Origin of the sequence: Flavobacterium inviolabile, from assembly GCF_013389455.1 — a bacterium.
GTDB classification, from domain to species: Bacteria; Bacteroidota; Bacteroidia; order Flavobacteriales; family Flavobacteriaceae; genus Flavobacterium; species Flavobacterium inviolabile.
Window position 1 is genome coordinate 2,465,645 of the sequence record NZ_CP058278.1, and the last position, 12,028, is coordinate 2,477,672.

Here is a 12,028-nt window from a genome sequence, read left to right on the forward strand (position 1 = left end):
GATTTATACATTTATATGAAAGCAATTAAATTTTTAGGATTAGCACTTGTCATCGGAGTTATGAGTGCATTTACATTAATAAAGCCGGCTGAAGGCTATAAAGTAGGGGATATCGCTACCGATTTCAGCCTGAAAAATGTAGACAACAAGAAAGTCTCGTTAAAAGACTTTTCGGCTGCAAAAGGTTTTATCGTAGTGTTTACGTGTAACCATTGTCCTTATGCACAGGCCTATGAAGACCGGATTGTTGCTCTGGACAAAAAATACAAAAAACTGGGATATCCGGTAATTGCCATCAATCCGAACAACCCTGCAAAACAAAAAGACGACAGTTTCGAATTAATGCAGGTGAGAGCCAAAGAGAAAAACTTCACCTTCCCGTATTTATTGGATGAAGGACAAAAGATCTATCCGCAGTATGGCGCTACCAAAACACCTCATGTTTATATTTTACAAAAAACAAAAGCCGGAAATCAGGTAAAATACATCGGAGCAATTGATGATAATTATGGTGATGAAAAAGCAGTAAAAGTAAAATATGTTGAAAATGCTGTGGATGCGTTACTAAAAAACAAAGAAGTAGCGGTAAAAGAGACCAAAGCGATCGGATGTTCAATAAAAGCGTAATAATAGCTTTGATGATTTAATGTTAAATGTTTTTTCAATACATTTGAACTTTAAACCTCGAACAAACTATATGGACATTACACAAGAAAAATGGTGGTCTGAAGCACAACAGGATGAAAATGCAGTTATCCTGGACGTTCGCACCGTAGATGAATGGAATCAGGGAATTATTCCCGGAGCTGTTAACATCGATATTTACAAAGGACAAGGCTTTATTTATCAGGTTGATGAATTGGATAAATCCAAAAACTATTATATCTACTGCCGCTCGGGCGGACGTAGCAGCCAGGCCTGCAGTTTAATGCAGCAATTGGGTTTTACCAATACGTATAACCTTATTGGCGGTATTATGGACTGGGCCGGACCGGTAGTCATGCCGGAAGAATAACAAAAACAAAAAAGGGACTTTAATATAAAGTCCCTTTTTTTATGTTGCAGCCGCTAATTAAAAATTAGGGCTCAGGTTATATTTCTTGTAGAAGTTGTCCAGTACATCAAGTACCTCATCTTCGTTGTCCACAATCTTGATAAGATCCAAATCGGCCGGATTGGCATTGGCATGTTTTTCAACAATTACATTTTTAATCCATTCAAATAAACCGGACCAGAAATCTTTACCAACCAGGATGATCGGGAACTTTCCGATTTTTTTGGTCTGGATAAGCGTGATCGCTTCAAACAGTTCGTCCAAGGTTCCAAAACCTCCCGGCATTACTACAAATCCCTGTGAGTATTTTACAAACATAACTTTACGTACAAAGAAATAATCAAACTGTAAGTTCTTATCTCTGTCAATATACGGGTTGAAATGTTGTTCAAAAGGCAGTTCAATGTTTAAACCCACAGAAGTTCCGCCGCCAAAATGAGCACCTTTATTTCCGGCTTCCATAATTCCGGGACCACCACCGGTAATAACGCCATATCCGGCTTTACTGATTTTATAGGCGATGCGTTCCGCTAATAGATAATATTTGTCTTCCGGCTTTGTTCGGGCAGAACCAAAAATAGATACACAAGGTCCCATACGACCCATCGCTTCGTATCCGTTTACAAACTCGGACATAATTTTAAAGATTGCCCAAGAGTCATTGGTTCTTATTTCGTTCCAGGTTTTTTGTTTGAATTTATCCTGTATTCTGTCGTCTTCATTTTCAAATTGATCTTTCATCATGTTCTCTTTTATCTTTTAAAAAATTATATAATCGTTTCTATAGTGTGCTAAAATGGCAATCCGATAGCGGTTCAGCTGGTATAACCATTTGAATAAATAATACCCACTATTTATTGGATGTGTCAGTTACTGTAAGTAGAAGTGTTGTTGGTGTTCTATTTCTTAAAACTTTTAACAGCTTTCAGGAATAATATGCTAAAACTATTATCTTTTTGGAATGTAAACAAATTTGGAGCTTGTTTTTTTTACTATAAATTGTAAAAAAAGGATTTTGTTTTGGTAACGGATTGGTATGTAGTTGTTTGAGGCGGTATTCAAACCGGTTAGGAAACGATTGTGTTTTTCGTGTAAAACGGTAAAAACCGGAAAAACTGTTAAATGTTTTATAACAGTTTTTCCGGTTTATGAGGAGCTTTATATGGGACTGGTATTATTCCATTGCATCGGTTACCGACTTGCTGTCGACAAATTGTTCGAATGCAATAACCTTTTTATTGTGGAGCTTCCAGATGTGTGTTACCCGTGCCGTAAAAGGTTTTCCGGTTTTTTTATTCACTCCGGAATAGGTACCGTAAGCGGCAACCTGGTCACCATCGGCAATATAATCCTCAATGGTTAGCTTGTAGTCGATCCATTCGGATGCAAGCCTGTCGAACACATTTTTTTTGACGGCTTCAAAACCGATATAGGTTCCGGCATAGGGAAAACCGGCCGCTTCTGTCCATCGGGCATCCGGAGCCAAGGCTAAGGCCGTATTTTTTCCGTTTTGTTCCGAACTTCCGCCTTCATAGGTGCTTTTTATTATTTCGAGATTTGTCATCGTATTGTGATTTTGGCAACCGGCCGTCAGTAAAAGAAGTATCAGACCGGTTTTAAAAGGGAATAACATTACTTAATAAATTCAAATTTTCCGTCCACGAAAAGGGAAGAACGTCCGGCTTTGTCACTTTTCGGATCATGGAATGACCAGAATGCCTTTACGGTTCCGTTTTGTGTATCAATAAGCTGGCTAACCGTAAAACCGTCTTTTTCAATCCAGTTCAGGAAGTGAAGGTTGTCGGTTAATTTCTGATAATGCATTTTTTCATCGCCTTCGGCTGTTTTCCCGGCTGTATCGGTCGTTTTCCAATGCAGTATCGAATCGTTTTCATAGTATACTTCGGCAGTCATTTCCGGGAAGGTAATTTTTCCTTTATGACCGATCAATGTATAATCTGCCGTTGGAATGACTGTTGTTACAGGTTCTGCCTTTTTAGTACAGGAGCAAAGCAGCAGTGTAGCGCATATAAACAGAATTAGTTTTTTCATACGATTAGCTTTAAAATTCAGGATTACCATTTCATTTCGCCTTTGTTCACTTTGGCACCAATTTGAAGGGCAATGTCAAAAGTAGCCTCAGGATAGTGTTTTTTCATGGCACTAATCAGTTCTTCCGATGATTTTGTTTGGGCAACTTCTGCTTCATAGGTTTTTAAATAGGCAATGTCATATTCTACAGAGGCTACCGAAAAAGCCGCTCCGTTTTTTGCATGGGCAGGAATCACAATTGCCGGATGAAGGGCTTCTATTTTTTTCAGAACGGAGATCCAGTTGGCACGGGCTTCTTTGGTTTGTGAATCAGCTGTCCATAGGTGAAAAGTGTTTCCAAACACATTGATTCCGCCCACAACGGCTTTAACAGAAGGAATCCAGACAAAAGTACGTTCCGGAAATGCTTCCAATCCGTATATTTCCAGTTGGTGGCCTTCCAGGGTAATGCTGTTACCTTTTAAAACCTGTGGCAGTACTATATTTGAAGTTAAAGCCGCTCCCAATCGTTCGCCCCAGACATCCAGTTTTTTCTGCGCTGTTTTTTGGATATGCTCAACAGTAAGCGGTGTGGCGTAAACGGTTACTTCCGGGAAGTATTTTTTGAAAACTTCCAATCCGAAATAAAAGTCCGGATCGCCGTGGCTAACATAAATAGTGGTTAGTTTTTTGCCACTGGCTTTTATCTCTTTGGCAACGATTTCTGCATCGGCAAGTGTGAATTGGGCATCAATTAAAACCGCATCGGTTTTACCGCTTATAATTACAGAGGCTACTCCAAAACTATTTTCGGAGGCATTGTACACTTTAAATTGTAACGTTTTGGCGTCAATAGTTTTAACGCTTTGTGCTTGTGTTTCCATAATATTGAAAATATTGGTTATTAAAAATAAGAATGTAAAGAGGTGTTTTGAGTTCATGTATTGGTCCTTAAAAATTACAATACAAAGCTACATTCATCCTATAACCAAAAAATTGAACAAGTTCAATAAATGAAAATACAGTATTATAATTTTGAAATCTTCTTTCGGATTTTACTGAGGAACTCATGCGAGATCCCTAAATAGGCGGCTATTTGCAAGTTAGATAATCGTTGGGCTAAGTGCGGGTATTTTTCTATAAAATCCAGATAACGTTCATCGGCGGTTTTACTCAGGTTACTGATCATTCTGCGCTGTAATGCCACATGTGTTTTCTGTGTCATGATCCGGAACAGTTTTTCCGTTTTCGGAAATTGCTCATATAGCAGTTCTTTCTCTCTTTTTGAAATTAAGAGTACTTCGCTGTCTTCCAGTGCTTCGATAAACAGGGAAGCCGGTTTTTCATTGGTAAAACTGTCAATATCGGTAATCCACCAGCCTTCAATGGCAAAATAAAGAACATGTTCCACACCTTCATTGTTAATATGATATACTCTGAAACAGCCTTTATTGACGAATCCTTCAAATTTGCAGATCTCACCCTGGCGTAACAAAAATTCCTTTTTTGGAATCTTTTTTAAGTTAAACGGTTTACAGAACTGGAACAGTTCCGTATCGGAGATTGTAATATGGCTTTTAATGTTGTTTTTAAGCAGGTCGTACATAGACAGAAAGATTGTATATAAAGTTACAGAAAAATAGCATTGATTATTCCGGTTCTATCATTTTCCAGGTTTCTAATGCCCAATCGATATCTTCAGGTTCATCAAAATACAAGGCAAGCTGTATAACCTGATTATCAATTATAGAAAAACCGTAAACAACGCCATATTCTTTTTCACCGTCTTTTTCGGAAACCAGATAGCCTGTTCTTAAAACACGATTGTCGGAAAACTCAAAAGTTTCCAGTGTCTTATCAAAATTTTGATCTCTATTTGCAATAAGCTGTTTGTGAGTATGGTAAATTTCCTCTTTACTTTTTCCCTTTTCATTCCAAATGGCAAGCCGGACAGATTTGTCACCAGTAGTATAAAATAGGTCGCCGTTATCTTCGATACTGCGCTCAAACAGGTTGTTGATTGTAAGCGTCCATTCATTGGTGAGTTTGTGCATAACGGGATAATCGTCTTCTAACTCAAAATCGGTAACCCTGTACCATTCCGAATCATCATCTGTTCTCTCATAAACAGCACCTATTCCTTTTAATAAAATGGATTGCAGCGAAGGATCGACTTTGAGAATACTGGAAGGATTGTATATTCCTGTATTATTCGGATCGTTTATATAATCGTCTGTTTCAAAACCTGTAAAAATCCTCCAGCCGCTATCTTCCGGCCGGGTTCTTTTTTCCCGGTACATAAACCTTGGTTTTATATTTTGATCGGTAACCATTTTTGAAACCATTAATCCGCCTATAGGAGGGAAGCTGTCAAAGTTTTCTTCTTCCTGCTTTTTTTCAAAAAATTTCATTTGTGAGCGTTTTTTAGGGTTATGTAATTTCTTATTGACGTAAATGTACAAATTTAGCCAGCACTCCATAAAAAAAGCAGCGTATCACGCTGCTTTAAAAATATATAGTACGGTTGTTATAGATGCAATTCCTTTTTAAGGAACTGAGCGGTATAACTCTTTTTGTTTTTAACGACTTCTTCCGGAGTACCTTTAGCGATCAGCTGTCCGCCGCCTTTTCCGCCTTCATAACCGATATCAATAATATAATCGGCCAGTTTGATAACGTCCATATTATGCTCAATAATAAGCACAGTATTGCCTTTATCGACCAGTTTGTTAATAACTTCCATTAAGACCCGGATGTCTTCAAAATGCAAACCTGTAGTGGGTTCATCCAGGATATAAAAAGTATTCCCGGTATCTTTTTTAGACAATTCCGTAGCCAGTTTGATACGTTGTGCTTCCCCACCCGAAAGGGTTGTGCTCTGCTGTCCTAAAGTGATATATCCCAAACCAACATCCTGTATGGTTTTGATCTTACGGTATATTTTCGGAATGTTCTCAAAGAAAGGCACTGCTTCATCAACGGTCATCGCTAATATATCGGAAATAGATTTTCCTTTATAGCGTATTTCAAGCGTTTCCCGATTAAAACGTTTTCCCTGGCAGGTTTCACATTCCACATATACATCCGGAAGGAAACTCATTTCAATAGTTCTCACACCCGATCCTTCACAGGTTTCGCAACGCCCGCCGGACACATTAAAGCTGAAACGTCCCGGTTTGTAACCGCGGATCATTGCTTCCGGTGTTTGGGTAAACAGGGTTCTGATTTCTGAAAAAACATCAGTATAGGTTGCCGGATTCGAACGTGGTGTACGCCCGATCGGACTTTGGTCGATATCGATTACTTTATCAATATGCTCCAAACCTTCAATTTTTTTATACGGCTGTGGTTTTTTAACCGCATTAAAAAAGTGCGCATTCAAAATAGGGTAGAGCGTTTCATTAATCAAGGTCGATTTTCCGCTTCCGGAAACTCCGGTCACGCAGATCATTTTACCCAATGGCAGTTCTATGGAAACATTTTTAAGATTGTTTCCGGTTGCTCCGGTTAATTTTAAAACCTTGCCATTACCTTCACGGCGTACTTTCGGAACGGCAATTTCCATTTCACCATTCATATACATAGCCGTTAGTGTCTTTTCTTTCAGCAATTCCTTTGGCGTACCTTTGCTGATAATTTCACCGCCAAAGCGACCGGCTTTCGGACCGATATCAATCACATAATCGGCACGTTCAATCATATCCTTGTCGTGCTCCACAACAATAACGGAATTTCCGATATCGCGCAATTGCTCCAGCGAACGGATTAAACGCTCATTATCCCTTTGGTGCAGTCCGATACTCGGCTCATCCAGAATATACAGGACACCGACAAGCTGTGAACCAATTTGTGTTGCTAAACGGATACGCTGTGCCTCACCGCCGGAAAGCGATTTGGAACTTCTGTTCAGCGACAGGTAATTTAAACCCACGTCGACTAAAAAGCTCAGACGGGCTTTTATTTCTTTGACAATCTCAACAGCGATTGCTTTTTGTTTTTCGTTCAGGTGAGGAGTCAGGTTTTCAAACCAGTCACTCAACTCGTCTATATCCATTGAAGAAAGTTCCCCAATGTTCTTTTCATTGATTTTAAAATAAAGGGCTTCCTTTTTAAGTCGGGTCCCCTGGCATTCCGGACAATTAACCTCGTCCATGAATTCCTTTGCCCAGCGTTTTATAGAAGCCGAATCGCTTTCGTCAAACTGATTTTTGATAAAATTGGAAATACCTTCAAAGTCAATTTTATAATCTTTGGTGATTCCCATCACTTTGGAAACAACGGAGAACTTTTCGTTTCCGCCGTTTAAAATCATATCCATGGCTTCCTGCGGAATTTTCTCTATCGGGTCGGTTAATTTAAAACCGTATTTTTCACCAATAACTTCCAGCTGTTTGAATATCCAGGAGTTTTTTTGCTCACCTAAAGGGGCAAAACCACCGTTTTTAATGGATAATTTCGGATTCGGGATAATCTTGTTCAGGTTTACCTCATTTACCGTTCCCAAACCGTTACAATGGTCACAGGCTCCTTTTGGAGAGTTGAATGAGAAATTGTTTGGCTCCGGATTCGGGTAGGAGATACCGGAAGTAGGACACATTAAGTTTCGGCTGAAATAGCGTACTTCCTGACTTTCTTGCTCAATAATCATCATGACGTCTTCACCGTGATACATCGCTGTTTTGATGCTTTCGGTTAAACGTTTGTCATTGTCTTCCGTATTTTCAATGGCCATACGGTCAATCACAATTTCAATATCGTGTGTTTTGTAGCGGTCCACTTTCATACCGAACTCCAGGTCGCGGATTTCACCGTCAACACGCACTTTTACAAAACCCTGTTTGGAGATCTGCTCAAACAACTCGCGATAATGTCCTTTACGGGAACGGATAATCGGTGCTAAAATATTGATGCGCTTTCCTTCGAAGTTTTCATGAATAAGCTGTTTGATCTGCTCATCGCTGTAGCTCACCATTTTTTCGCCGGTATTATAACTGTATGCCTCACCGGCACGGGCATAAAGCAGACGAAGAAAATCGTAAATTTCCGTAATTGTCCCTACCGTGGAACGCGGACTTTTACTGGTTGTTTTTTGCTCGATAGCAATTACAGGAGATAAACCGTCGATCTTATCCACATCAGGACGTTCCAGACCACCCAAAAACTGACGGGCATAGGCTGAAAAAGTTTCGATATAACGGCGTTGTCCTTCTGCATAGATCGTATCGAAAGCCAATGACGATTTTCCGGAACCGGAAAGACCGGTAACAACCACCAGTTTTTCACGGGGAATAATAACATCTATATTCTTTAAATTATGCGCTCTGGCGCCTAATACTTCAATGGTTTCTTCTGTGTTCAGCATATAAAAGTTGTGCAAAACGCAAAGGTACTGTTTTGAAATTTAATTTGATACGGAGAGTAAGAAGAAATTTTGTTTAAAAAGTTAATAAATAGCATTGCTAATCATGACCCGTACAGCCAATGTATTGCTGTGATCTGCATGACATCGGTATTACATCCGAATAGGTTTACAAAAAGTATTTATTATTGCTTTAAAGCACTTGGAACCACGCCGTATTTCTTTTTAAATGCCGTGGTAAAATGGGTTGCATTTTTATAACCGATAAATTCCGCTACCTGGGTTACCGTCGTATTTTTTTCGGCCAGCATTTTCTGTGCCTTTTCCATTTTCAGGTCATTCAGATAACCGAAAACAGTAGTCCCGAAAAGGATTTTAAAACCTTTTTTCAGCGTAAATTCATTGGTTCCGACTTTATAAGCCAGTTCCGATAAGGTAAAAGGATAATGCATGTCGGCAAGCAGTAAATCCCGCACCTGGTACATCTTATTCACATCGGCTTCCTTTAACGAACATTGGAGCGGGCAATTTTTGCAGCTCATCTGCTCTAACTGCGATAATAGCAGCTGTACGATCTGCGATTCGATATACAGCCGTTTGTAGATTCCTTTTCGCTTACAGCCGGTAATATTCTCAATTATGGCAATAATCTCCGGCGTGATGGTTAAATTCTTTTTGGCCAGCGTACAATTGTGCTTTTGCTTGATGGAAGTCAGGAACTGTTTGATATGCGGTTCCTCTTCACAAACATATTTTTTAAAAAAATCAGGATGGATGTGTACTTCAAAAAGCTTGAAATGATCGGGAGTATACCAGTTCCATTTGCTCTTTTCCTTATTGCAGTAAATCAGATTGTGCTGTAAGGTTTCAAACCGGTGCAGCGAACCTTCCGCTTCCTTTACCTGACTCTGCCCGTAAAGCAGGAAATGCATCTTAATGGTATCGGTATCGTTTTCAAAATGTACCCTGGAAACATCATTAAAACGGAAATTGGCATAGCTCACATAAATATTCTTAAAAAAGAAATCTTTGAATTCTCCTTCACACTTCGATTTGTCCAATGCCAGCGGATGCGAATAGTAGTCGGTTTTATTGTCCCGGCTGATAGTTGGGGAGTATTTCTTTCTAAAAACTTCATTTCCATACTCAACTGTAATATGCATAGCAATTATTCCGTTTGGCGTTATAATTATTCCTTTTTACGTCCGTTTTGTGATTTTCAGGTTGGTAATTTTGTACAAAAATAATCCTATTTAGAATAAATACAAATAATACAATCTTTAAATTAAAGAAAAATTACCATGAACAAAAACGAATTGGCAATCGTAATAATTGCTATGATTTTGGGAGGACAAACCCTGAAAGCACAAACGGCTCAAGACTCCTTAAAATCGAAATCGCTGGACGAAGTTATAGTGGTTTCTTCGCGTGCTCCAAAACAGATCAGTGATATTCCGGGAACGGTCTGGATCATCGATCAGAAACAGATTCAGCAGCAAATTAAAGGCGGTGCCGGAATAAAAGAAGTTTTAGGAGCGTTGATTCCAAGCTTAGACATCGGTAACCAGGGCAGAACCAATTATGCCCAGAATATGAGAGGCAGAAACGTATTGGTCATGCTAAACGGTGTTTCGTTAAACAGTGCGAGAGCCGTGAGCCGTCAGTTTGATGCGATTGATCCTTTTAATATTGAAAGAATTGAAGTGCTTTCCGGAGCAAGTGCCGTTTATGGAGGGGATGCGACGGGTGGTGTCATTAATATCATAACGAAAAAAGCAGCTTCAAACAAACTGGGATTTGAAACCAGTCTGGGAGCCAAAAGCGGATTGCGCAATAAAAATGATCACGATACCAGGATAGCACAGGCTATTGAAGGCGGAAATAAATTCATGAAATTCCGTTTGGGTGCGGCATATACCCAGAATGCCGGTGCTTTTGATGCGAATGGCAATCAGGTCATTACCGATGTAAAGCAGTCGGATTTTCAATACAACCGTTCTGTAGATGTATTGGGAAGCCTTGATTTTAAATTAGCCGGTAACCAGGATTTAAGTTTTGATTTTCAGCATTATGTATCAAAAGTAAGAAACGATAAATGGCTGTCATTCGGAACCGATTATTCCGGAATTACCACCAACAATCCGGATCTGATCCGGGTATTGGGAGGAGCCCATTCGGATATTGTTCCAAGCACCACCCGACGCATGCTAAACCTGCAATACAGCTTACGCAACATTTTGGGCGGACAGAACTTATTGTTTCAGGCTTTTGCAAGAACGGAAAATATCGATTTCGGAGCTTCATTTGCAGAAGTACCCAAAGCTCCAACCGGAATTACGATCCCGAGATTCTTATCCTCAGCAAGAGGAAATACGGATGTTTACGGTTTAAAAGCGGTGCTGTATAAAAAATGGGACAAGCTTTCGGTGACTTACGGAATGGATGCCGACAGGGATAAATTTGATGGGGACCAGTCCATTTTTAACCCGGAAACCAGCAGTGCCAGTGGCGGTTTAATCAACAGGACCGATGCCATGGTAGGAAGATATCCCGATACGCAGATTACCGGTATTTCTGGCTTTGCCCAGGCCGACTGGAATGTTTTGGGTAAACTCACCCTTTCCGGAGGTATCCGTCAGCAGCATACTAACGTAAAAGTTGATGATTTTGTAGGCTTCAAAGAACAGATTTACATGCATTTTGGCTATGGTGCTTCGGCAGATATGGTAAAAGGAGGGAAGAACGACTACAACGTAACGCTGGTTAACGGTAGCGCCCTTTATAAATTCAATGAAAAACAACAGGCATGGTTTACCTTTTCGCAGGGATTTGCGGTACCGGATGCTGCTAAATCATACGGATTTGGTAAATACGAACTTGTCAATAACCACTGGAACCTGTTAAACAGTATTGCTGTAAGTGAAAAACCGCTTAGCGGAGTGAAAACAAACCAGTTCGAAGTGGGATGGAGACATCATTCAGCGTATGGTTTTTATGCGCAGGGATCTTTATTTTATGCCTTATCCAATAAAACCTTGAAAATTGATAACACGGCATTTACCATTTCTTTATTAGACCAGAAATTGCGAAACTATGGTTTTGAAGGAGCATTGGGCTACCGTTTTGAAAGAGGATTGGAAGCAGGAGGAAACATTTTATTAATGGCTTCCGAAACAGAAACGGCAAACGACGGTTGGCAAAACCAGTCGGTTTATACCACCAACCCTTCAAAATTCATGGCATTTACAGGATGGAACGATAAAGCTTTCTCACTGCGTTTACAGGCACAGCACTCAATGAACTATACCGATTTGACGGGCGCAAAGATCACAGGATTCACGTTATTTGACCTGATTGGTGATGTGAAATTCCTGAAAGGTACTGTGAACTTTGGTGTTCAGAACCTTTTAAACAGAGACTACGTAACGATTTGGGGGCAGCGTTCGGTATTTTTCTACCAGACACCTCAAAAAGCCTTTGGGTACCTGGGAAGAGGACGAACATTCTCTCTTGGTTATACCATTAAATTTTAAAAATAATAAGCACAGTCGGATATCATGTCCGACTGTCTTGTATTAACTATA

General features: G+C 39.8%; 11 protein-coding genes. 3 read left to right on the forward strand and 8 right to left on the reverse strand.

Annotated elements, in window-relative coordinates:
- The first annotated feature begins 15 nt into the window (after window positions 1–15).
- Window positions 16–627 (forward strand): thioredoxin family protein, encoded by a 612-nt coding sequence (locus HW120_RS11035; protein ID WP_177734092.1) that lies wholly within the window; start codon window positions 16–18, stop codon window positions 625–627.
- 70 nt (window positions 628–697) lie between these two features.
- Window positions 698–1,015: a rhodanese-like domain-containing protein gene (locus HW120_RS11040; protein WP_177734094.1), complete on the forward strand. Its 318-nt coding sequence runs from the start codon at window positions 698–700 to the stop codon at window positions 1,013–1,015.
- Between the two features lie 57 nt (window positions 1,016–1,072).
- On the opposite strand, the gene HW120_RS11045 is transcribed toward HW120_RS11040, so the two are convergent.
- From HW120_RS11045 to HW120_RS11080, 8 genes are all read right to left on the reverse strand, one after another.
- The gene (locus tag HW120_RS11045) at window positions 1,073–1,795 is read right to left on the reverse strand and encodes an LOG family protein (RefSeq protein ID WP_394353044.1); all 723 of its coding nucleotides are present in this window, start codon (window positions 1,793–1,795) and stop codon (window positions 1,073–1,075) included.
- Between the two features lie 433 nt (window positions 1,796–2,228).
- Window positions 2,229–2,618, reverse strand: coding sequence for a nuclear transport factor 2 family protein (locus HW120_RS11050; protein WP_177734098.1), 390 nt, complete (start codon window positions 2,616–2,618; stop codon window positions 2,229–2,231).
- A gap of 68 nt (window positions 2,619–2,686) precedes the next feature.
- The gene (locus HW120_RS11055) at window positions 2,687–3,106 is read right to left on the reverse strand and encodes a MoaF-related domain-containing protein (RefSeq protein WP_218618716.1); all 420 of its coding nucleotides are present in this window, start codon (window positions 3,104–3,106) and stop codon (window positions 2,687–2,689) included.
- A 23-nt stretch (window positions 3,107–3,129) separates the two neighbouring features.
- Window positions 3,130–3,969 (reverse strand): MBL fold metallo-hydrolase, encoded by an 840-nt coding sequence (locus tag HW120_RS11060; RefSeq protein WP_177734099.1) that lies wholly within the window; start codon window positions 3,967–3,969, stop codon window positions 3,130–3,132.
- A 143-nt stretch (window positions 3,970–4,112) separates the two neighbouring features.
- Window positions 4,113–4,691 carry a Crp/Fnr family transcriptional regulator gene (locus tag HW120_RS11065; RefSeq protein ID WP_177734101.1) on the reverse strand — a complete coding sequence of 193 codons (579 nt, stop codon included), beginning with the start codon at window positions 4,689–4,691 and terminating at the stop codon, window positions 4,113–4,115.
- Between the two features lie 43 nt (window positions 4,692–4,734).
- Window positions 4,735–5,496, reverse strand: coding sequence for a DUF2185 domain-containing protein (locus HW120_RS11070; protein ID WP_177734103.1), 762 nt, complete (start codon window positions 5,494–5,496; stop codon window positions 4,735–4,737).
- 116 nt (window positions 5,497–5,612) lie between these two features.
- Window positions 5,613–8,447, reverse strand: coding sequence for an excinuclease ABC subunit UvrA (gene uvrA, locus HW120_RS11075; RefSeq protein ID WP_177734105.1), 2,835 nt, complete (start codon window positions 8,445–8,447; stop codon window positions 5,613–5,615).
- A 182-nt stretch (window positions 8,448–8,629) separates the two neighbouring features.
- Window positions 8,630–9,607: a helix-turn-helix domain-containing protein gene (locus HW120_RS11080; protein WP_177734107.1), complete on the reverse strand. Its 978-nt coding sequence runs from the start codon at window positions 9,605–9,607 to the stop codon at window positions 8,630–8,632.
- A 138-nt stretch (window positions 9,608–9,745) separates the two neighbouring features.
- Here HW120_RS11080 and HW120_RS11085 point away from each other — a divergent pair, with 138 nt between their 5' ends.
- A complete protein-coding gene (locus HW120_RS11085) occupies window positions 9,746–11,977 on the forward strand; it encodes a TonB-dependent receptor (protein ID WP_177734109.1) in 2,232 nt (743 codons plus the stop codon).
- Window positions 11,978–12,028: the final 51 nt, after the last annotated feature.